Source organism: Nocardia sp. NPDC050712 (assembly GCF_040654295.1).
Classification (GTDB): Bacteria; Actinomycetota; Actinomycetes; order Mycobacteriales; family Mycobacteriaceae; genus Nocardia.
The window spans coordinates 837,289-861,591 of sequence record NZ_JBFAHT010000004.1 but is presented as its reverse complement, the minus strand read 5'-3'; the positions used below and the strand labels follow the sequence as shown (position 1 = coordinate 861,591).

At 71.1% G+C, this 24,303-nt stretch carries 4 protein-coding genes; 2 read left to right on the top strand and 2 right to left on the bottom strand.

Annotated features, from left to right (window positions below):
- Positions 1 to 163: 163 nt before the first annotated feature.
- Together AB0H76_RS31985 and AB0H76_RS31980 are read left to right on the top strand one after the other, a co-directional pair.
- Complete coding sequence (locus tag AB0H76_RS31985; RefSeq protein WP_357330751.1) at positions 164 to 15,841, top strand: amino acid adenylation domain-containing protein; 15,678 nt, start codon at positions 164 to 166, stop codon at positions 15,839 to 15,841.
- A 42-nt stretch (positions 15,842 to 15,883) separates the two neighbouring features.
- Positions 15,884 to 16,504: a Uma2 family endonuclease gene (locus tag AB0H76_RS31980; RefSeq protein WP_357330750.1), complete on the top strand. Its 621-nt coding sequence runs from the start codon at positions 15,884 to 15,886 to the stop codon at positions 16,502 to 16,504.
- Here AB0H76_RS31980 and AB0H76_RS31975 read toward each other — a convergent pair.
- Both AB0H76_RS31975 and AB0H76_RS31970 read right to left on the bottom strand, forming a co-directional pair.
- The gene (locus AB0H76_RS31975; RefSeq protein ID WP_357330749.1) at positions 16,497 to 17,897 is read right to left on the bottom strand and encodes an aminotransferase class I/II-fold pyridoxal phosphate-dependent enzyme; all 1,401 of its coding nucleotides are present in this window, start codon (positions 17,895 to 17,897) and stop codon (positions 16,497 to 16,499) included. The two genes, AB0H76_RS31980 and AB0H76_RS31975, sit on opposite strands and share 8 nt — an antisense overlap.
- Positions 17,894 to 24,241: an SDR family NAD(P)-dependent oxidoreductase gene (locus AB0H76_RS31970; protein ID WP_357330748.1), complete on the bottom strand. Its 6,348-nt coding sequence runs from the start codon at positions 24,239 to 24,241 to the stop codon at positions 17,894 to 17,896. Before AB0H76_RS31970 ends, AB0H76_RS31975 begins: the two co-directional genes overlap by 4 nt.
- Positions 24,242 to 24,303 lie beyond the last annotated feature (62 nt).

The window sequence follows — 24,303 nt, the reverse complement described above, 5'->3', positions numbered from 1 at the left end:
CCATAAATCGGTGTTGTCGCAGATCACAGCGCTGGCGCGGCAAGACTGTGCGGACTGTGGTCTGATAGGGGACCGAATTGCCCCGAAAGCTTCGGTCTTGCGTTGTTCGTTTCGGGGATTTCGGAACAAGATCAGCTCGGCGTGAGAGGGACGTAGTACTCGGATGGATGGGGTTCGTCGCGCTGTTCGAGGTCGAAGCCGTCGCCGCTCGGGTAGTCCGCTGTTCGTCCAGCTGCTCACCGCCGCCGTGGAAACCGCGGCCGATGCCATAGCCGTCCGCTACCACCCGGCCGACGCCGCCGCGGGGCCGCGCGAGCTGACCTACACCGAACTCGACGAGGCATCCTCGCGGCTTGCCCGCGAACTGATCGAGCGCGGCGTCGGACCGGGCGACGTCGTGGCCGTCGGGTTCCCGCGGTCCCTCGAATCCGTGCTGGCCGTGTGGGCGGTCGCGAAGACCGGCGCGGCCTATGTCCCGGTCGACCCCGGCCTGCCCGCCGATCGCATCGACTATCTGCTGACCGACTCCGGAGCCGTCCTCGGCCTCACCGACTCGGCCCGGCTCCCCGGACTGCACCGGAGCGCGGGCGCGCCGTGGCTGGCGATCGACGAGCCGGAGACGCGCGAGCGCATCGCGGCTCAGCCCGCACACCCGGTCTCCTACCTCGATCGCACGCGCGCGCTCAGCGATCTGCACCCGGCGTATGTCATCTACACCTCCGGGTCCACCGGCCGCCCGAAGGGCGTCGTGGTCACCCACACCGGCTTGGCCGCGCTGGTCACCGCGCAGCGCGAGCAGTACGCGGTGGATGGGGATTCCCGGGTGCTGCACGTCTGCTCGCCGAATTTCGACGTCTCGGTGCTGGAGTTGCTGCTGGCGTTCAGTTCCGGTGCGACGCTGGTCATCTCGCCGCCGTCGGTGTTCGGCGGTCCCGATCTGGCGAATCTGTTGCGGGCCGAACGGGTTACGCACCTGCTGATCACCCCTGCCGCGCTGGAGTCCGTCGACCCGGCGGGCCTGGACGAGCTGCGGGCCGTGATCGTCGCGGGCGACGCGTTCGGCCCGGGTCTGGTCGAGCGCTGGGCGCCCGGCCGCAGCTTCTTCAACGGGTACGGGCCGACCGAGGCCACCATTCTCGCCACCGGGACCGGCGCGCTGACGCCGGGCGAACCGATCACCATCGGCGCCGCGCTGGCCGGAGTCGGTGCGGTGGTGCTGGATTCACGGCTGCGGCCGGTGCCGGCCGAGGTGACCGGTGAGCTCTACCTCTCCGGGCCCGCCCTCGCGCAGGGCTACCTGGGCCGGCCCGCGCTGACGGGGGAGCGGTTCGTCGCCAATCCCTTCGGCGCCTCCGGTGCCCGGATGTACCGCACCGGCGACCTGGTGCGCCGCCGGGCCGACGGCGCGCTGGAATACCTGGGCCGCAGCGACTTCCAGGTCAAGGTCCGGGGTTTCCGCATCGAACTCGGCGAGATCGACGCGGCGCTGGCCGCGCACCCCGACATCGACTACGCCGCGACGCTGGGCAAGCGCGCGCCGTCGGGCGCCACGCTGCTGGTGTCGTATGTGCTGCCGCGCAGCGGTTTCACGCCGGAGCGCGCCGACCTCACCCGCTTTCTCGGCGCGTCGCTGCCCGGGCACATGGTGCCGTCGGCCTTCGTGGCGCTCGACGCGATTCCGCTGACCCCCAACGGAAAACTGGATCGACAGGCGCTGCCGGAGCCGGTTTTCGAGGCGGCGGCCTCGCGCGCGCCGCAGGGTGCGCTGGAAACCCGGATCGCGGGGTTGTTCACCCAGGTGCTCGGGGTGGAGCGGATCGGCGCGGAGGATTCGTTCTTCGCCGCCGGTGGCGACAGCATTCTGTCCATCCAGCTGGTCTCGCGAGGCCGGGCGGCGGGGCTGGTGTTCACGCCGCAGGATGTCTTCGAGCAGCGCACGGTGGCCGGGCTGGCGCGGGTCGCCGTGGCCGGGGCCGAGGCGACGGCGGTACTCGCGGAGCTGCCCGGCGGCGGGGTCGGGGAGATCCCGTTGACGCCGGTGCTGGCGGCCTACCTCGAGCACGGGTCCTTCGGCCGGTTCACCCAGCAGCTGGTGCTGGAGCTCCCGGCGGGAATCGACCGAAAAGGCTTGGTGGACACCCTGTCCGCGGTCGTGGACCAGCACGACATGCTGCGCGCGCAGGTGCGTTCCGTCGACGGGCAGTGGCGGGTGCGCACCCACCCCGCCGGTGCGGTGGAGGTGGACGCGCTGCTGACCCGGGTCGAGCTGCCCGCGGGTGCGAGTGCGGAGGTGCTTTCCGAAACCGCCGACGCCGCAATGGATGCCGCGCTGGATACCTTGGATCCGGCCGCGGGCCGCATGCTCGCGGGCGCCTGGCTGGCGCGGCCCGACGGGCCGCACGCCCTGGTTCTGGCGGTGCACCACTACGTGATCGACGGCGTCTCCTGGCGGATCCTGATCTCCGACCTGGTGGCGGCGTGGGCGCGGCGGGCGAGCGAGCAGCCGGTGGCGCTGCCCGCGATCGGGACCTCGTTCCGGCGCTGGGCGCACGGGCTGAGCGCCGTCGACCGCAGGGCCGAATTGCCGTACTGGCAGCGGATTCTGGCCGTGGCCGATCCGCTGCTCGGCGCGCGCGCTCTCGATCCTGCGGTCGACACCGCGGCCACCGTGCGCCGTTTCACCGTCACCGTTCCGGCCGAGGTCACCCACGCGGTGCTGACCGAATTGCCGAGCCGCTACCGCGGTGGGGCCAACGACGGTCTGCTCGCGGCCCTGGCGCTGGCGGTGCGAACCTGGCGGGCGCGGCGCGGCGTGGACGCGGCCGTCACCCGGATCCGGCTCGAAGGGCACGGCCGGGAGGAAAACGCCGTCGCCGGTGCGGATCTGACGCGCACCGTCGGCTGGTTCACCTCGATGTACCCGATCGCGCTCGATCTCGCGGGCCACCCGGATACCCCCGCCGCGGTCCTGAAGTCGGTCAAGGAGCAGCTGCTCGCGGTGCCGGACCGGGGCATCGGCTTCGGCCTGCTGCGCCACCTCGACCCGGATACCGCAGGCCGGCTCGACGGCTCGCTCGGTCAGATCGGATTCAACTACCTGGGCCGGATTTCCGGCGGCGAGCAGGGTGCGGCCGGACTCGGCTGGCTGCCGACCGGCGAGTGGGGCGAGCCCGGCGCCGCCCAGGACCCGGCGCTGCCGGCGGCCGCCGTGCTGGACATCAACGCGATCGTCACCGACGGCGCGGACGGTGCGCAACTGAACGCCTCCTTCGCCTACGCGTCGGGAATTCTCGGCCCGGACGACGTGCGCGAGCTGGCCGAGCACTGGGTGGCGGCGCTGCGGCAGCTCGCCGCGCACGCGCACGATCCGGCCGCCGGTGGCCTGACACCCTCCGACGTGCCGCTCGTCCCGGTGACGCAGGCCGAGCTCGACAGCTGGCAGCAGCAGCGCCCCGGGCTGGCCGATGTGCTGCCGCCCTCGCCGCTCCAGCTCGGGTTGCTCTATCTCGCACAGGTTTCCGAGGCCGACCCCTACCTGCTGCAACTCGCGGTGGAACTGTCCGGGGTGATCGATCCGGAGCGGCTGCGGCGCTCGGCGCAGACCGTGCTGGACCGGCACGCGATCCTGCGCACCGCGTTCGGCGCCACCTCGGACGGCACGCCGGTTCAGCTTGTCGCCGAAGGCCTTTCGGTGCCGTGGCAGGTCGTGTCGACGGACGACGTCACACCGGAGCGCCTGCTGGCCGCCGAACAGCGCACGAGCTTCGACCCGGCCGCCGCGCCGCTGCTGCGTTTCACGGTGTACCGCAACGGCTCCGGGCGCACCCAGCTGGTGCTGACCGCGCATCACCTGCTGCTCGACGGCTGGTCGATGCCGTTGCTGATGAAGGAACTACTCCTGGCCTACGCGGCAGACGGTGATTCGGCCGCGCTGCCGCCGGTCCGGCCGTATCGGGACTATCTGGCCTGGCTGGCCCGCTACGACCGGGACGCCACCCTGGACGCCTGGCGGACCGCGCTGGCCGGTGTGCGCCCCACTCGGCTGGTCGAAGCCCTTGCGCCGCCCACGAATACCGGTGCGGGCCACGGGTTGTGCGCCGCCGACCTGGCCGCAGTCGAGACCGCCGCGCTGCAAGCTTTCGCCGCGGCGCACGAGGTCACCGTGAACACAGTGGTGCAGGCCGCCTGGGGTCTGGTGCTCGCCTCCGGCACCGGCGCCGAGGACATCGTCTTCGGCGCGGTGGTGTCCGGGCGGCCCCCGCAGCTGGACGGCGTCGACGCGATGGTCGGCCTGTTCGCCAACACCATTCCGGTGCGGGTCCGGTTCGATGCCGACCAGCCGGTGCGTGATCTGCTGAAACGACTACAGGCCGAACAGGTTTCGCTGCTGGAATCGCATCACCTGGGCCTGGCCGAGATCCAGCGGGTGGCCGGCGCCGGTGAGCTGTTCGACTCGCTGCTGGCCTATGAGTCCTACCCGGTCGACGCCGACGGTCTGCGGCAGGCCTACGGCTCGATCGACGGCCTGGAGATCGCCGGTCTGCACGGCGGCAACCTCACGCACTACCCGGTGGCCGTGCAGGTGGAGCTCGGTGCCGAACTGCGGATCGGCCTGCAACATCGGCACGAGTTCGTCGACACCGCGACCGCGCAGGCGCTGGCGCACCGATTGCGGGCGGTGCTCGCGGAATTCGCCGCCGCGCCCGAGCGCACGCCCGCCGACCTCGAGCGGCACTTCCGCGAGCGCAACGACCTGATCGCGCAGACCCGGTACTGGCGCGCGGCGCTGGCGGACCTGCCGGAGGACCTGAACCTGCCGGTGGACCACCCGCGGACGGCGGAGCTCGCCCGCGTGGACGCCCGCGTCGAGTTCGGCCTCGACGCCGAATCACACCACCGGCTACGTCAGTTCGCGCGGAGCCGGGACACCACGGTGTTCACCGTCGTGCACGCGGCCCTCGCGGTGTTGCTCGCCCGACTATCGGGTAGCGCGGACATCCCGATCGGGACACCCGTGCGCGCGGCCGACGCACTGGACGGCACCGTGGTGCTGCGCACCCGGGTTCCGGGGGAGCGGTCCTTCGACGATCTGGTGCGGGACGCGAAAGAAACCGCGCTGCAAGCGTTTACCCATACCGATCTGACTTTCGAGGCGCTGACCGCGCTGGCCCGGACCGATGGGTCGCGGCGTCCACTGGCGCAGGTGCTGCTGTCGATCGAGGATCACGCCGTCGAGCGGCCCGCTGACGCGGCGGTCTCCGAGCTGTCGCAGGACGGGCCGAACGTGGAACTCTCGCTGCATATTCGGGAGTGGCGGAACGCCGCGGGTATCACCGTGGACCTCGGGTACGCGTCCGCGCTGTTCGATCGCCGCACCGTCGACGCCTTCGCCGAGCGCCTGGTGCGCCTGCTCGATGCCGCTGTCCGGCAACCGGAGACGCCGGTGGGTGACCTGCCGCTGCTCGCCGCCGGTGAACTCGCCGCGCTGACGCGGGTTATCGGCGACGATGTGATGGCGACCGGACTGCTCCCCGATCTGCTCGGCCAGGGTGTCGCGCTCGGACGTGAGCGACTGGCCGTGCGCTACCAGGGCCGATCGATCAGCTACGGCGAACTCGCGGACAGCACCGCGCGATTGGCGCGCCTGCTGATCGCGCGCGGCGTGGGACCCGAGGAACTGGTGGCGGTCGCGCTGCCACGCTCCTACGACATGCTCGCCGCGGTGCTGTCCATCGCGCAGGCCGGTGGCGCGCACGTGCCGGTCGACCCCGGTTATCCGGCCGACCGGATGCGGCACATGATCGCGGATTCCGGTGCGGTGCTCGGCATCACCACCTCCGAGCTGGTAGATCGATTACCGGGCGGCGTGCAATGGCTGCTGCTCGACGACCCCGCGACCGCGGCCGCGTGTGCCGCGCAGCCGCGCGATCCGGTGACCGACGCGGATCGCCCGGTGCCGCTGCGGCTTCGGCATCCCGCCTACGTCATCTACACCTCGGGCTCGACCGGCCTGCCCAAGGGCGTCACCGTCACCCACACCGGACTCGGCGGGCTGCTCACCGAAGCGGTCCGCAGCTATCGGCTGGGCCCGCGGCACCGATTCCTGCACATCTGCTCGCCGAGCTTCGACCCGTCGGTGCTGGAGTGGTTGTGCGCGTTGTCCACCGGCGCGACGCTGGTCATCGTGCCGCCCTCGATCGCGGGCGGCACCGAACTGGGTGAGCTGCTGCGCACCGAGGCGGTCACGCACGCCATCATCACCCCGGCGGTGCTCGGGACGGTGGATCCGGCCGGGCTCGACCAGCTCGAGGTGGTCTCCGTCGGCGGCGACGTGACGACCCCCGAACTGCTGGCCAAATGGCAGCCGGGCCGCCGCTACTTCAACGCCTACGGTCCGACCGAGACGACGATCATCTCCACCGGCGCGGAACTGCTGCCGGGACAGCGGATCACGATCGGCCTGCCGGTGCGCGGCATGACCGCGCTGGTGCTCGACGCCCGGCTGAACCCGGTGCCGCCGGGTGTGGCGGGCGAGCTGTACCTGGCCGGTGGCGGCTTGGCGCGCGGGTACCGGAATCGGCCCGGGTTGACCGCCGAACGGTTCGTCCCGAACCCGTGGGGCGCACCGGGCGCGCGGATGTACCGCACCGGCGACATCGTGCGCTGGTACGGCGCCGCACGGCAACTCGACTATGTCGGGCGCAGCGACGCTCAGGTGAAGGTGCGCGGTTTCCGCGTGGAACTCGGCGAGATCGACGCGGTGCTGAGCGGGCACCCCGCCGTCGACTTCGCGCTCACGCTGGGCCGGACCACACCCGCGGGCTCGACCGCTCTGGTGTCGTATCTGCTTGCCGCGCCGGGGCATACGATCGACACCGCCGCGCTCACCGAGCACGCCGCGGCGGCCCTGCCGTCGCACATGGTGCCCGCCGCGCTCGTCGTGCTCGACGCGCTGCCGCTGACCAGCAACGGCAAGCTGGATCGAAAAGCGCTGCCGGAACCGGCCTTCGGCGTCGCGCCGTCGCGTGCCCCGCTGGGCCCGGTGGAAGCCGAACTGGCCCAGCTGTTCACCCAGGTGCTCGGCATTCCCGAAGTCGGCGCCGATGATTCGTTCTTCGCGATCGGCGGCGACAGCATCATGTCGATCCAGCTGGTCTCCCGGGCCAAGTCGGCCGGGCTCGTCTTCACCGCCCGCGACGTCTTCGAACAGCGCACCGTCGCCGGGCTGGCCCGGATCGCGTCCGCCGGTGGCGACGCGGCCCCGATCGTGCTGGCGGAGTTGCCCGGTGGCGGTGTCGGCGACATCCCGCCGACGCCGATCCTCGCCGAATTCCTCGCCACCGGCGCGCCCGACCGGTTCGCGCAGACGATGGTGCTGGCGCTGCCCGAGGGCATCGATCGGGCCGGTCTGGTAGCCGTACTCACCGCGGTGCTCGATCGGCACGAGATCCTGCGCTCGCGGGTCTGGTCCGAACAGGGTCGCTGGCGGTTCGAGTCCTTGCCGCATGACGCGGTGGCTGTCGACGAGCTGCTCACCGAGGTCGACGCGGCCGACGCGGCCGGAACCGAACTCACGCGAATCGGCAGCGCCGCAATGGCTTCGGCCCTCGCCGGACTGAATCCGGCGAATGCCCGAATGCTCGGCTGTGTCCGGGTGCGCCGTACCGGCGCTCCCGACGTGCTGGCGGTCGCCGCCCACCATTTCGTGATCGACGGTGTGTCCTGGCGCATCCTGATCCCCGATCTGGCACAGGCCTGGGCCCAGCACGCGGCCGGGCAGCAGATCGCGCTGCCGCCGGTCGGTACCTCGTTCCGGCGCTGGGCGCACGGTCTCGCCGAAGCCGCGGTCGCACCCGGCCGGGCCGCGGAGATCGCGCACTGGCGACGCGTCCTGGCCACGCCGGATCCGCTGCTGGGCACCCGCGCCGTCGACAGCGCGATCGACACCGCGGCCACCCTGCGGACGTTCACCGTCTCGGTGCCGGTCGAGGTCACCGAAGCGATGCTGACCACGGTGCCCGCCCTGTACCGGACGGGTGTCAACGACGCGCTGCTCGCCGCACTGGCGCTCGCCGTCCGCGCCTGGCGGGCGCGGCGCGGGGTCGGCACGCCGGTCACCCGTGTCCGGCTCGAGGGCCACGGGCGCGAGGAAACCGTCGTGCCCGGCGCCGATCTGACCCGCACGCTCGGCTGGTTCACCAGCCTGTATCCGGTCGCGCTCGAGCTGCCCGAGGTCGACGGGGCGGCGGACGCGGTCCTCGCGGCGGTGCTGAAATCGGTCAAGGAACAGCTGCTCGCGGTGCCGGACAAGGGCATCGGCTTCGGCCTGCTGCGCCACCTGAACCCGCGGACCGCGGACCTGCTCGACGGTGACCTCGGCCAGATCGGCTTCAACTATCTCGGCCGCGCCTCGGCCGGAGCGCCCGCCGAGCTGACCGACTGGCTGCCCACCGGCGCCCTCGGCGAGCTGGAGATCGACCACGACCTGCCGGTCGGCGCGGTCATCGACATCAACGCGATCGTCGCGGACACCGCCGACGGGCCGCGGATGGAGGCGAACTTCCGCTACGCCGGCGAGATCCTCGGCGCGGCGGAGGTGCGGGAGCTGGCCGACGAGTGGTCGGCGGCGCTGGCGGCCTTCGCCGAGCACGCCCGGCATCCGGCCGCGGGCGGCCTGACGCCCTCGGACGTGCCGCTGGCGCGGGTCACGCAGGGTGAGCTGGACCGGTGGCGGCAGGACTATCCGGGGCTGACCGAAGTGCTGCCGCTGGCGCCGCTGCAAGGCGCGCTGCGGGTACTGATGGAACTGCTGGACGATTCGGTCGAGGCCTACATCATCCAGCTGGCCGCCCGGTTGAGCGGCGAGCTGGACCTGAACCGGCTGCGGCGCTCCGCGCAGGCCATCCTGGATCGGCACGCGAACCTGCGGACCGCGTTCGTCGCGACGGCCGACGGAACGCCGGTACAGCTGGTTATCGACGCGGTCGAGGTGCCGTGGCGGGTGGCCGAGGGCGTGTCCGACGCCGAGCTGCCGGAACTGCTGGCCGCCGAACGCGCGCGCGGGTTCGATCCGGCGGTCGCTCCGCTGCTGCGATTCACGGTGTACCGCAACGACTCCGGCGGGAGCCACCTGGTACTCACCGGCCATCACATCCTGCTCGACGGCTGGTCGATGCCGCTGCTGATGAAGGAACTGCTGGTGCTGTACGCGGCGGGCGGCGATGCCGGGTTGCTGGCGCCGGTGCGTCCCTACCGCGACTACCTGCGCTGGCTGGCGCAGCAGGACCGCGCGGCGGCCGAACGCGCCTGGGCCGAGGTGCTGGCCGATGTCACGCCGACCATGCTCGGCGCCGAGCTGGCGGCACCGTCGCCGGCGGGCACCGGATTCGGCCTCTGCGAATTCAGCCTGTCCACCACGGAAACCGCCGCGTTGACGGCATTCTCCGCGGCGGCCGAGGTCACCGCGAACACGGTGATCCAGACCGCCTGGGGTCTGGTCGTCGCGGGCACCACCGGTCGCGACGAGATCGTCTTCGGCGCCACCATCTCCGGTCGTCCGGCCCAGCTGGACGGCATCGGCGACATGATCGGTCTTTTCGTCGACGCGATCCCGGTGCGGATCCGTTTCGGGACCGGCACGAAGGTCGGCGAACTGGTGGAATCGGTGCAGGTCGAACAGGTCTCGCTGCTCGATCATCATCACCTGGGCCTGAGCGCGATCCAGCGGATGGCCGGTCAGGGTGAATTGTTCGACACCATGCTGGTTTTCGAGTCGTACCCGGTCGACGTCGAAGGCCTGCGCGAGGCGGGCGGCGCGCTCGGCGGACTGCGGGTCGACGGCTTGCAGGGCGCCGACTACACGCACTACCCGATCACGGTGCTGGTCTTCCTCGGCGCACAGACACTGGTGCAGGTGAAGTACCGCCGCGACCTGGTGGCCGACGGGACCGCCAAGGACGTGACCGATCGGCTGCGCCGGGTGCTCGCGGGCATCGTGGCGCGGCCCGCGGACCGGGTGATCGATGTTCCGCTGCTCTCGGAGCCGGAGACCGCGCGCCTGACCCGGATGGGCGGCGGGGCGCCGGCGGATGTCGCGCTGCTGCCCGACCTGCTCACGCGCGGTGTCTGTTTCGGCCGGGATCGCGTGGCGGTCCGCGAGGCGGGGCGCTCCTACACCTACGGCGAGCTCGACGCGCAGTCCTCGCGGCTGGCACGCGTGCTGATCGCGCGCGGCGTCGCGCCGGAGACGAATGTGGCGCTGGCGCTGCGGCGTTCCTACGACATGGTCGTCGCGGTCTGGGCGGTGGCCAAGGCCGGTGGCGCGTACCTGCCGATCGACCCGGGCTATCCGGCCGACCGGGTGCGCTACATGCTCGCCGATTCCGCCGCGGCCGTGGGGATCACCACCGGCGCGTCGGCTTCGGACCTGCCCGACGCGCTGGACTGGCTCGTCCTCGACGACCCGAACACGCTGCGGCTGTGCGCGGCCCAGCCCGGCACCGCCGTCACCGACGCGGATCGTCGTGCGCCCCTGCACCTGTCGAACTCGGCCTATGTCATCTACACCTCCGGGTCGACCGGTCTGCCCAAGGGCGTCACCGTCACCCACGCCGGGCTCGGCGGTCTGGTCGGGTATTCGGCGAGCCTGCTGCGGCTCGGCCCGCAGGACCGCATGCTGCACGTCTGCTCCCCGAGCTTCGATCAGTCGGTGGAGGAGCTGTGCACCGCCTTCTACAGCGGTGCCGCGCTGGTCATCTCGCCGCCAGACCTCCTCGGCGGCGCCGAACTGCACGACCTGATGAGCGCGGAGCGCGTCACGCACACCATCATCACCCCGGCGCTGCTCGGCACCCTGGATCCGTCCGGCCTGGACGAGCTCGCGGTGGTCTCGGCCGGTGGCGAGGCCACCACACCCGAACTGCTGGCGCGCTGGCAGCCGGGCCGCCGCTTCATCAACGGTTACGGCCCCACCGAGGCGACGATCGGCGCCACCTACACCACTCTGCTTGCGGGACAGCGGGTCACGCTCGGGCCGCCGGTACCCGGCGTGTGGGCCGCGGTGCTCGACGCGCGGTTGCGCCCCGCGCCCGCCGGCGCCACCGGTGAGCTGTATCTGGCGGGCCCCGCCCTCGCCCGCGGTTATCACGGCCGCGCCCGCGTCACCGCCGAGCGTTTCGTCGCCAACCCTTGGGGCGCGCCGGGGGAGCGGATGTATCGCACCGGTGACCTCGTCCGCTGGGTCGGTACCGACCCGGCCGGCTGGGAACTGGAGTACCTGGGCCGCACCGATTTCCAGGTGAAGATCCGTGGCTTCCGCATCGAACTGGCCGAGATCGACGCGGTGCTCGCCGGGCATCCCGAGGTCGAGTACGCGATCACTCTTGGACGCGAGAACACCTGCGGTGAAACAGTTCTGGTCTCCTACGTCACGGGCGGTGCGCTCGATTCCGAGGAGCTGGTGCGCTTCGCCGCCCGGACCCTGCCGCCGCACATGGTGCCCGCAGTCGTCGTGGTGCTCGACGAGGTCCCGTTGACCGCGGTCGGCAAGCTCGATCGGAATGCCCTGCCCGCACCGGCTTTCGTCACGCAGGCCTACCGCGCGCCCGCTTCGGCGGGTGAGCGGACCGTCGCCGCCGTCTTCGCCGAGGTGCTCGGCGCCGACCGGGTCGGCGCCGACGACAACTTCTTCGCCCTCGGCGGCAACTCCCTGCTCGCCACCCGCGTCACCGCGCGGCTCGGCGAGGCGGTGTCGGCCCGGGTCCCCGTGCGCATGCTGTTCGCCGCGCCGACCGTCGCGGAGCTCGCCACCCGGCTGGCCGCCGCCGACTCGTGCGGACGCCGCGCGCTGGCGGCCGGGCCACGGCCGCAGCACATTCCGCTGTCCTCCGCGCAGCAGCGGATGTGGTTCCTCAACCGCTTCGACGCCCGCTCGGCGGCCTACAACATCCCGCTCGTGATCCGGCTGACGGGCGCGCTGGATGTGGCGGCCCTGCGCCGGGCGTTCAGCGATGTCCTCGAGCGCCACGAGATCCTGCGCACCGTCTACCCGCAGACCGCCGACGGTCCGGTGCAGGTCATCCTGCCGCCCGGCGATGCCGGACTGCCCCGGTTGGACGTGCGCGCCAGCACGGCGGCCGACCTCGAATCCGCTGTCGCCGAACTCGTTTCGACCGGCTTCGAGGTCACCACCGCGGTGCCGTTGCGCGCGGTGCTGTTCCAGACGCCCGACGCGGACGGCGAATTCGTGCTGGCGGTCGTCGTGCACCACATCTCCGCCGACGGCTTCTCCGGTGGGCCGCTCACCCGGGACCTGGCGGCGGCCTATACGGCCCGAGCCGGCGGCGCTGTCCCGCAGTGGAATCCGCTGCCCGTGCAGTACGCGGACTACACGCTGTGGCAGCGCGAAGCGCTCGGCAGCGAAGACCAGCCGGGCTCGGCGGCGGCCGAACAGCTCGACTACTGGCGCACGGCCCTGGCCGGGCTCCCCGACCAGCTGGAACTACCCCGGGACCGGCCGCGCCCGGCCGTGCAGTCCTACGCCGGTGACCAGGTGGAGCTGCGCGTCGACGCGGCCACCCATGCCGCGCTGGCGGACCTGGCGCGGGCCGAGGGCGCGACCCTGTTCATGGTGGTGCACACCGCGCTCGCCGTGCTGCTCGCGCGCCTCTCGGGCACCGACGACATCGCGATCGGCACTCCCATGGCGGGCCGCGGCGAGGCCGCCCTCGACGACCTCATCGGCATGTTCGTCAACACGCTGGTGTTCCGCACGCACTACGACCCGGCCGCGGGCTTCACCGATCTGCTTGCCCGCCAGCGCGAAACCGACCTGCACGCCTTCGCCAACGCCGACATCCCCTTCGAGCGCCTGGTGGAAGTCCTGAACCCGGCGCGCTCCACCGCGCGGCACCCGCTCTTCCAGGTCGGGCTGTCGTTCCAGAACCTGGCGCTGTCGGGCCTGGAACTGCCCGGCCTCACCATCGAGTCGCTGCACTCGAATCGTCAACTGTCCCAATTCGATCTGCACATGATCGTCGCCGACGGTTACGACGCCCAGGGTGCGCCCACCGGCATCGGCGGGTTGCTCACCTACGCCACCGATCTGTTCGACCGCGCCACGGCACAGAGTTTCGCGGATCGGTTCGTCCGGCTGCTCGGCGAGCTCGTCGCCGCGCCGCACACCGCGGTCGGCGACCTCGAACTGCTCGGCGGCGCCGAGCGGGCCGCGCTGGTCACCCGGAATGCGACTGCGCGTCAGCTGGATTCCCCGGCGACGCTGGTTGCGCTGCTGGCCGCCACGGTCGCGGCGGATCCGAAGGCGACCGCGCTGGTCACCGACGACGGCACCGGGCTGACCTACGCCGAACTCGATGCCAGGGTCAATCAGCTGGCCCGCCACCTGATCTCGCTCGGAGTGGGCCCGGAAGCGCGGGTGGCGCTGGCCATTCGCCGCTCGATCGATCTGGTCGTGGCGATGTACGCGGTCACCGTCGCCGGTGGCGCGTATGTGCCGGTCGATCCGGACCAGGCGACCGAGCGCACCGGCTACATTCTCGAGACCGCCGCGCCGGTGTGCGTGCTGACCAACGCGGACACCGGCTTCGGCACGGCCGGCGTGCCGGTTGTTCGCCTCGACGACATCGACTGGTCCGCGTATCCGGGCACCGCGATCGTGGATCCGGCGGGTGCCGAAGGGGATTCGGGTGATCCGTTCGGACAGCGCCTGGCCGCGCTGCGGCCCGAGCACACCGCCTACGTCATCTTCACCTCCGGCTCGACCGGCCGCCCCAAGGGCGTCGCGGTCTCCCATGCCGCGATCGTGAACCAGTTGCTCTGGAAGACCACCGAATTCGGGCTCGATGCCGCGGATGCCGTGCTGTTGAAGACGGCGGCGACCTTCGACCTGTCGGTGTGGGAGTTCTGGTCGGCGGCAGTGTGCGGTGGCCGCCTGGTCATCGCAGCGCCGGACGGGCATCGTGACCCGACGTATCTGAACGAGCTGATCGCCCGCGAGTGGGTGACCACACTGCACGTGGTCCCGTCCATGCTCGACGCCCTGCTCAGCGCCGGTGACCTGCCGGATTCGCTGTGGCGGGTGCTGGCGATCGGTGAAGCCCTGCCCGGTGCGCTGGCGCAGCGGTTCCGGCAGGAGCTGCCGCGGGTGGAGCTGTTCAACCTCTACGGTCCGACCGAGGCCGCGGTGTCGGTGACCACCCATCGCGTGACGGACGCCGACGCGGTGACGGTGCCGATCGGTGTTCCGCAGTGGAACAGTCAGGTGTATGTGCTGGACGCGCGCCTGCGCCCGGTTCCGGGCGGGGTGTCCGGTGAGCTGTATCTGGCCGGTGCGCAACTCGCGCGCGGGTACTTCGGCCGCCCGGATCTGACCGCGGAGCGTTTCGTGGCCGATCCGTTCCGACCCGGTGCGCGCATGTACCGCACCGGTGATCTGGTGGCCTGGAACAGCAACGGGGAGTTGGATTACCGGGGCCGCACCGATTTCCAGGTCAAGATTCGTGGCTTCCGGATCGAGCTCGGTGAGATCGAGTCGGCGCTCGCGGCCCTCCCGCGGATCGCCCGGGCCGCCGTGCTCGCCACCTCCGATGCCCGGACAGGTGATCGGCTGGTCGCCTATCTCGTGCCGCGCGCCGGCGGCCTCGACATCGCCCAGGTGAAGTCGGCGCTCGCCGCCGCCCTGCCCGGCTACCTGGTGCCGTCGGCCTTCGTGGTGCTGGACGCGCTCCCGCTCAACGACAGCGGCAAGCTGGACCGGAAGGCGCTGCCGGATCCGGACTTCGAGCCCAGCGTCTGGCGCGCACCGGTCTCCGCGCTGGAAACCACCGTGTGCGAGACGTTCGCCGAGGTGCTCGGCCGGCCTCGAATCGGGCTGGACGACAACTTCTTCGAACTCGGCGGCAACTCGCTGCTCGCGACGAAGCTGACCGCTCGACTGAGTGCCGCGCTGCGCCAGCCGGTTCCGGTGCTGTGGATGTTCACCGCGCCGACCCCGGCGGGCATCGTCGCCCGGCTCAGCGCCGAATCCCGCACCGCCGAGGCGGCGTTCGACATCCTGCTGCCGATTCGCGCCACCGGTACCGCCGAGCCGCTGTTCTGCGTCCATCCGATCGGCGGCGTCGCCTGGTCCTTCGCCGGTCTCTCCGCCCATCTCGATCCCGACCGCCCCATCTACGGTTTGCAGTCCCCGGCTCTGAGTTCGGCCGCGCCGCTTCCGGATTCGATCGAGGACTGGGCCCGGCTCTACGTCGAGCACATCCGCGCCGTGCAGCCGGAGGGCCCCTACCACCTGCTCGGCTGGTCCCTCGGCGGTGTCCTGGCCCACGCCATGGCCGTGCGACTCCAGGACGAGGGCGAGAAGGTCGCGCTGCTCGGCATGATGGACAGCCGCCTGCGTCAGGCCGGCCCCACTCTCGCCCCGACCGAGGTCACCGCCGGGGATCTGCTGGGCGGCCTACTCGGCGACCACGCCCCCGAACTGGCCCCGGACGCCACCCTCGACCCGCCCCGCCTGGCCGAGCACCTGGCCGCCCTGCCCGAACCCTTCGCCTCCTTCGGCGCCGCCCGCATCGAACGCGTCATCGACGCCGCCGTCGCCTCCGCCGACCTCGACGCCGCCTACCACCCCCGCACCTTCGACGGCGACCTCGTCTTCTTCACCGCCGCCCAAGACGACCCCACCGCCACCCGCAACGCCACCACCTGGACCGAAGCCATCTCCGGCTCCGTACACAACCACCCCCTCCCCGTCACCCACTGGACCATGACCACCACCCCCGCCCTCCACCACATCGCCCACACCCTGCACGAACAGTGGCGCCGCTGAGCTGCGCCGACCGGTACCGGTGCGTCGCTAGACTGCTCAGGTATGGCGGTAGTAGAGCGGGAGCCGGAGCAGCGGCTCACGGCTGCGGAGTTCCTGGCGGCCGAGCCGGGGGAGTTGGCGCAACGGTTCGGTGGGCGCTTCGAGATCAATGACGGGCTCGTCGTCCGGTGCATGGCGCAGAGCGAGGTGCACGGGCGCGTCATTCGCCGCCTCGGTACCGCTCTCGAGGACGCGGTACCGGCGGGTGCGTGTTTCGAGGTGGCCGACGATGTCGCTGTGCGATTCGCCGATGCCGAATCCGTCGAGGCCGATCGGCGATTGAACGTGCGCTACCCGGATCTTTACGTCCGGAATTGCGGCGCATACGACGTCAACACCGTGCTGGACGGCATCGAATTGGCCGTGGAGGTCGTCTCCTCGGACAGCGGCTATCGAGACACTGTCGTCAAGCACGCGTTGTACGCGAGGGCCGGCATTCCGGTGTATCTGATCGTGTTCTTGACCGATGACGGTCTGATGATCGACCGCATCGAGGAATTCAGGTTGGACTGGTCCGGGCGTCGCTACTCGCTGCACGCCAGCCACGACAATGGCGAACTCGTCTTGGACCAGCCGATCAAACTGGTGGTTCCGTTCTCCCGCTTGGATTTGGTTACTAGGTAGCTCCCGGTGGGAGGCCGTGGACGGTGGCGGATTCGGGGCCGAGGGGGAGGTCGGGGATGTGGTCGACGATGGTGAGGATGTCGGCCAGGTGGTCGGCGGTGGTGCGGAGGTGAGATTCGGTGTGTTCGCTGGTGAGGAAGAAGCGGAGGCGTTCGGTGCCGGCGGGGATGACGGGGGAGAGGATGGCGCCGGCGTTGTAGCCGCGCTGGAGTAGGGCGGCGGCGGCGTAGCCGGCGCGGATCTCGCCGGGGACGATGACCGGGACGATGGGGGTGGATTCGGAGTCCGCGAGGTTCATGCCGTGCTCGCGCAGGGCGGCGCAGAACAGGCGGGCGTTGGACCACAGGCGGGCCAGGCGGTCCGGTTCGTCGGCCAGGACATCGAGGCCCGCGAGGACGGCGGCCACGTTCGAGGGGGAGGGGCCCGCGGTGTAGAGCGCCATGCCGGGTGCGGCGTATTTGATGGCGCGCACCAGGTCAGCGTCGCCGGCGATGAAGCCGCCGGTGCTGCCCATGGCCTTGGACAGACTGCCCGCCCAGATGTCGACGAGATCGCCGGGCAGACCGAAATGTTCCCGGCTGCCCAGTCCGTTCGGGCCGAGCACGCCGAGCGCGTGCGCCTCGTCCACCAGGACCGCGCAGTCGTATCTGCGTGCCACCTCGGCGATTTCGGCGATCCGCCCCAGATCGCCGTCCATGCTGTAGTGCCCCTCGATGATGACCAGCGCCCGATCGAACTGGTGCCGGGAGGTGCGCAGCAGGGCCTCCAGTGCCTCGGGATCGTTGTGCCGGAGAGTGACCCGGCGACAACCCGCCCACTGGGTACCGGCCACCAGACTGGCGTGTGCGAGCGAATCACACACCGCCACATCGCCTTCGCCGAGCAGGAAGCCGATCACGGCGGCATTGGTGAGGAACCCGCTGGAGGTGACCAGCGCGTCGCCGACCTGGTAGATCTCGGCGAGCCGGCGTTCGAGCTGCCCGTAGAGCGGAATCTCGCCGGTGACGATGCGCGTGGCCGAGGCGGAGGTGCCGTACTGCGCGGCGGCGGCATTGGCCGCGGCGATCACCCGGGAGTGTTGTGCCAGCTCCAGATAGTTGTAGGAGCTGTAGTTGACCAGTTCCCTTCCACCGGAACGGATCACGGCACCGTTGTAGCCTTCCGGCGACAGGTACAGCGGATGCGGCAGCCCGGTGGAATCGATCAGCTGCTGGATCGCCGCCTGCTTACACAGCGCGTCCACCACGGCGGGATGATCGGCGAACTGCTTCCCGCGTCCGCGCCGGGCCCGGACCGGCCGCACCGGAATCGCCTGCGGCCGTGCCGTACCCGCGGCGGCGCCTCCGTTCCCGGCGAGCAGCCGCCGGGCGATGTCACGTTCGGCCTCGCTCACGCGAGCACCTCCTGCCGTGTCGATCCACCGACCACGATGTCGGCGATCCGCGCACCCGCCTGCGCCAAACTGAACGAGCGCCCGAGCTGCATGCTGTTGATCTCCACCCCGAGCGTCTTGGTCACCAGCGCACCGAATTCCACCGCCATCAGCGAGTCCAGCCCGAGCTCGGGCAGTGGCACGTCCAGCGCGATGGAATCGGCCGCCACCCCCATCACCGCGGCCAGCTGTTCGGCGAGCAGATACCCCACCACCGTGGCGCGCTGCCCTTCGTCGAGCGCGCCGATCTGTGCGCGCAGCTGGGCGGCGGCCGAATTATCCTGCGAGGCCGCCGCGATCAGGTCGGCGACCCGCGCGGTGTAGGCCGCCTGCGGTGCGGCGAGCACCACCTTGCTCCAGTCGACCGGAATGATCGCGGCCTGCCGGATCCCGAGTCGCAAAGCCTCGCCGAGATATTCGGTGCCCTGATCCATGTCGATGGCGTCGAAGCCCGCGATGCGCAGATACCGCTGCACCGTCTCGTCGGCGTCGACCATGCCGCCACCCGACATCGCACCCCACCCGATGCACAGCACCCGCTCACCGCGCCGGGCGAGCAGTTCGGTGAACGACTGCAACGCGAGATTTGCTGCGGTGTAAGAGTATTGGCCGATTCCGCCCATGATCGCGCTGCCCGAGGAGAACAGCACGAACAGGTCCAAGCGCACGTCGGCGGCGGTCAGCGCGTCGTACAGCGTGCGCGCGCCGTCGAGCTTGGGCCGGAAGACATTGGTGAGACTGTCCCGATCCATGGTGGTGATCCGCTGATCGTCGAGTACGCCCGCGGCGTGGAACACGCCGCGCAGCGGATGCCCGGCCGTGTGCACCCGCCGCACCACCGCTCCGATCGAGGCGGGGTCGGTGATATCGGCCCGCTCGGCGAGCACCTCGATGCCCTCGTCCCGCCACCGGTCCAGCTGCCGCCGCGCCATCTCGGTCCCGGCCCCGCCACGGCCGACCAGCACGAGATGCCGTGCGCCCCGGCCGATCAGCCAGCGACCGGTCGCCAGCCCGAACGCCCCGTACCCGCCGGTGACGAGATAGCGGCCGTCCGGATCGATCGGCACGTCGGCGGATTGTGGCCGGACGGCGGGGTTTTCGGTGCCCAGGTGCAGGGCGATGCGGGCGAGCCGGGTGGAGCGCAGCGCCTCCTCGAAGGCGCTGACCACCTGGTCGGTGCCGAAGGACTCGACCGCGACCGGCCGGTAGACCCCGTCCGCGAGCTTTCCGAACACCTCCGAGACCCGCGACATCACCTCGGCGGTCCGCACTTTCAGCATGCGGTCCAGATCGAAAGAGTAGTAGGCGACGTTCTTGTCGAAGTTGCGCAGATCCAGCACGCCGCCGGCGTAGATATCGGCCTTGCCGATCTCGACGATGCGCCCGAATTCGGCGATCGCCTTGAAGTTCTGGTGGATGACCTCGCCGGGTGCGGTACTGACGATGATGTCCGCGCCCCGCCCGCCGGTGAGGCCGAGCACGTCGTCGACGAAGTTCAGCGACCGCGAGTCCACCACCGCGTCCGCGCCCCGCTCCAGCACCCAGGCCCGGCGTTCGTCGGTGCCCGCCGCCCCGATGACGGTGGCGCCGTGCAGTTTCGCCACCTGGATCGCGCAGCTGCCGACCCCGCCGGCGGCACCGTGCACGAGAACGACGTCACCGGGCCGCACCCGGGCCAGGTCGAGCAGCGCGTATTCGGCGGTGACCATCGACACCATCGAGGTGCACAGCTCGGGCCGGATACTGCCGGCCACCGCGCCGATCAGCGACGCGTCGGCCACGTGGTAGCGCTCCACCATGCCCGGCGAGGCCAAACCGACCCGGTCGCCGACCTGGAACGCGGCCACTTCGGCGCCGACCCGGACCACGGTGCCCGCGCCCTCCATGCCCGGTGCGACACCGAATTGGGTTGCTCCGAGCTCGTTCACACCGAGCACGCCGAGGATCTTGAGCGGGTCCTTGAAGCCGAGACCGATGGCCTCCATCCGCACTTCCACTTCGCCGGGACCGGGGTCGCGGCGCTCGGCCCGCCGCCAGCCGAGCTGAGAAAGCAGGCGCGACTTGGGGATATCGAGCGCGAAATTGGCTTCGGGGTCAGGCAGCGGCTCGGCCTGATCCAGCGCGGCCAGCCGGTCGGCCAGCGCCCGCGTGACAACGATCGACCAGCGTAATCCGTTGCGCAGGAACACCTCGTCGGTATCACCGGGTGCGAACGCACCGGGCACCGCCAGCTCGCCGAGTAGCTCCTCGACGGTGGTGTCGGGTTCGATATCCACCAACCGCCAGCGCACGTGCGGTTGTTCGTTGAGCAGCACCCGCCGCGCGCCCGCCAGGGCGGCGTGATCGGGGTCGGGTTCGGCGGCGTCCTGCGGGTGCACGATCGCGCGCTCGGTCACCAGGGTGGCGTAGAGCGAGCCGTCACCGGTCAGCGGCAGCGGCTCCGGATTGACGCTGTCGACGAATTCGTCGACAGCCAAGGCGAGTTGGCTCAGCACCCACAGGTCGGCGACGACGTCACCCGCGCTCGCGACCACACACAGGTGCAGGCGTGCGATGCCGACACCGCCGTGCGCCGCACGTAGTTCTTCGATCACCGGCGCCGCGAAATCGATTGCACTGGTGTCGATATCGACAATCCGAGCCTGGGGGAGCACCCGCGTGATCTGCTCGGCGCGGCCCCCATGCGCGGCGCCGAGCGTGACCACGACGGTGGCCGTCGATTCGTCCGGTGCCCAGGCGCCCCGGTCGAGCGGCTCGCGGAGCACCCACTTCTCCTCGTAGTAGATCTGCTCGAGCCGCCGTTGCAGGCCACCGCCGAACGGCACCGCCTGGAAACGCGCGTCGACGATGCGCAGCACCGGATTGTGATCGGTGTCCAGGATGTCGATGTCGGCGCGCAGCGCGGCGGTCAGCCGCGCCACCACCAGCACCTCGTCGGGCAGCGCCGCGTAGCGCCGCACCGACTCCGCCCCGATCGGGATGACGGCCCCGTCCCGCGCCGGGCCCCCGGTGTCGGCGAGCGAGACCACCTGCCAGGCGGCGTCGAGCACGCAGGGGTGCGCGAGGTGCCCGGAGCCGGCCGCGATGCTCGCGTCGATCCGTGCGACCACGGTGTTGCCGTCCACCCAGGCCTGGCGGACCAGCCGGAACGCCGGCCCGTGCTCGACCCCGGTGGCCGCGAGCTCCGCGTACAGCGCGGCGGGCGCGACCTCGGTCATGGCGTCCAGGGCCGGCACCTCGGTCTTGCCGGGCTCGTAGCCGCCGTCGACCAGGCGTCCGGTCGCGTGCACCGTCCAACTGCTCCCGGTGGCGGTGCGCGAGCGCATGGTGAACCGGTGCGTGGACTCCTCGACGCTGGTCTCCAGTACCGGCACATCGCCGGACTCGATGACCAGCGGCGCCACGAAACGCACCTGCTCCACCGAAGTGCCGGGGCGGGTGGCGAATTCGAGCGAGGCGGCGCTGAGCGCGGCGTCCAGATAGGCGGCGCCGGGCAGGATGCGGGTGCCGTCGACCACGTGCTCGTCGATCCAGGGCATCGTGCCCGCGGCGATCTCGAGTGTCCACCGCCGCGGTTGCTCCAGGTCCGGATCGCCGAGCATCGCGGGTGTTTCGGGGCTGCCGTAGCGATGCTGGGTGAAGACCGGGATGTCGGCCCGCAACCGGGTGCGCTGCCACGGGTAGCGCGGCAGTTCCAGGTGTGGATAGGTCACCGGGAACAGCGCGGTGACGTCCAGCGCGCCCGCGGCGTACAGCCCGGCCAGGAACTGGCGCAGGCTCTGCTGATCCGGTTGCTTGCGCCGCAGAGTGGGCACGGTCGCGCCTTTTTCGCCCGCGGCGATCAGGATCTCCCGAATGTTGCCGCCCAGCACCGGATGCGGGCCGACCTCCACGAAGACCCGCTCGCCCGCGGCGACCAGCGCGCCGATCGCCTCGGCGAAACGCACCGGCTCGCGCACGTTGGCGCACCAGTAGTCGGCATCCCACTGCCCGTCGCTACGCGCACCGGTGACTGTGGAATACAGCGGCAGCGCCGGCTGCCACGGCGTGAGATCCGCCAGCGCACTGTGCAGTTCGTCGAGAATCGGATCCATCAACGCGCTGTGATAGGGCACCTCGACGTGCAGTAACTTGGCGAAAACGCCACGGGCGGTGAGTTCCTCGGCGAGATCGGCGAGCTGGTCCAGCGCGCCTGAGAGCGTGCACGAGCCCGGGCTGTTGATCGCCGCGATATCGACGCGCGCGGCCCACTCGTCGCCCGACCAGGGGTCCTCGCCGAATCGCCGCGCGAGGCCCTCGATCAGCGTGGCGGCCTCGGCGGCGGGCAGACCGACCGCGAGCATGCCGCCGGTTCCCGCGGTCCGGGCCTGGAGCCGGGCGCGGTGATAGGCCACGGTCAGGGCCTCGGGCAGCGAGAGGACACCGCTGATGTAGGCCGCCGACACCTCGCCGACGCTGTGGCCCACGACCGCCGCGGGCGTGATGCCGAGCGCGGTGAGTTTCTCGTACAGCGCCACCTGGATGAGGAAGTTGGCGGGCTGGGCGACCTCGGTCGCGGTCACCCGGGACTGTTCCTCGGGTTTGCGTAGTTCGTCGAGGATGGACCAGCCGGCGATCGCGACGAACGCGTCGTCGACGCGCTGTGCGGTGGCCGCGAAGTCCGCATCGGTGGCGAGCAGATCCCGGCCCATGCCGAACCACTGCGGCCCCATGCCGGTGAAGACGAAGACCGGCCCGGTGTTCGCGACGGTGCGGGCAGCCTCGCGGCCCTCGCCCGCGGCGAAACTCAGCAGGGCGTCGAGCAATTCGGCGGGGGAGTCGAAGGGCACGCCGAGCCGGAACTGGTGGTGCCGGCGCCGCGTCCACGCCGCGGCGGCGAGCTGGTCGGCGTCCGCGCCGCCGCCGAGGAGTGCGGCGTAGGCGCCCGCGAGCTCCCGGGCCGCGCGCTCACTGCGCGCGGAGACCGGCAGCACCCCGAAATGCGGTACCCACGTGGTGGTTTCCGGCTCGACAGGTCGGTACTCCTGCAGGATCGCGTGTGCGTTGGTGCCGCCGTAGCCGAAACCGTTGACCGCGACCGTCATCGGCTCCGCGCCATCGAGCGTGCGAGCCTCGGTCTGGATCTCCAGGCCCAGCTCGGTGAGCGCCAGTTCCGGATTGAGCTCGTCGTCCAACCAGCCCTGCGGCGGCAACGTCCGGTGATACACCGCTAGTGCGGATTTGATGACGCTCGCGATACCCGCGGCGGCTTCGGTGTGGCCGAGCGTCGACTTGAGTGAGCCCACCCCGACCGGGTCCGTCCGGCCGGTCGCCGCACCGTAGGCCCGGCCGATCGCCTTGAGCTCCAACGGATCTCCGACCGGCGTGCCCGTGCCGTGCGCCTCCACGTACCGCACCCGGCTCGGATCGATCCCCGCCCGGCGCGTGACCGCCTTGGCCAGCCGCTCCTGCGCGTCGGCGCTGGGCACGGTGATCGCCGTGGTGCGCCCGTCCTGATTCGATCCCGTCCCCTTGATCACCGCGTAGACGCGGTCACCGTCGCGCTCGGCGTCGGCGAGCCGTTTGAGCACCACCATGCCCGCGCCCTCGCCGCGCCCGTACCCGTCCGCCGAGGCCCCGAAAGACTTGCTGCGCCCATCCTTCGCCAGGAACCCGCCCTTGCACATCGAGATGAAGGTGCCCGGTTGCAGCATCAGATTCACACCGCCGGCCAGCGCCGTCTCACAGTCCCCGCTGTCCAGCGCCGAGCACGCCAGATGCAGTGCCACCAGCGAGGACGAGCACGCGGTGTCGACGGTGTAGCTGGGCCCGCCGAGGTCGAGCGCGTAGGAGATCCGGTTCGACAGCATGGTGTAGGACGTGCCCGCCGAGGAGTGCATGTCGATGTGGGCCAGGGCCGCGCCGGTGAATCCGACCGCCAGCTGGTCCAGGGTGAACGCGCCCACGTACACCCCGATCGGCGCACCGGCGCTGCGGCCCGCCACGCCCGCGTCGTCCAGGGCTTCCCAGGCGACCTCGAGAATGAGCCGCTGCTGGGGATCCATCGCGGTCGCCTCGCGCGGCGAGATGCCGAAGAAGTCCGGATCGAAGGCCCACGGGTCATCGGTCAGGAAGGCCGCCCGCTTGGTGTACATCCGGCCCGGCGCGCGCTGCTCCGGATCGTAGAAGCGCCGGTAATCCCAGCGGTCCGCGGGGATTTCGGTGATGCCGTCGTGCCGGTCGAGAATGAAATCCCAGAAGGACGCCGGTGAATCGATGCCGCCGGCGTACCGGCATCCGATGCCAACGATCGCGATGTCGGACAAGGAAGCGCTCCTATACGAATGCCCGGCGCGCCTGTCGCCGGGCGCGCCTGTGGATGGTCGAA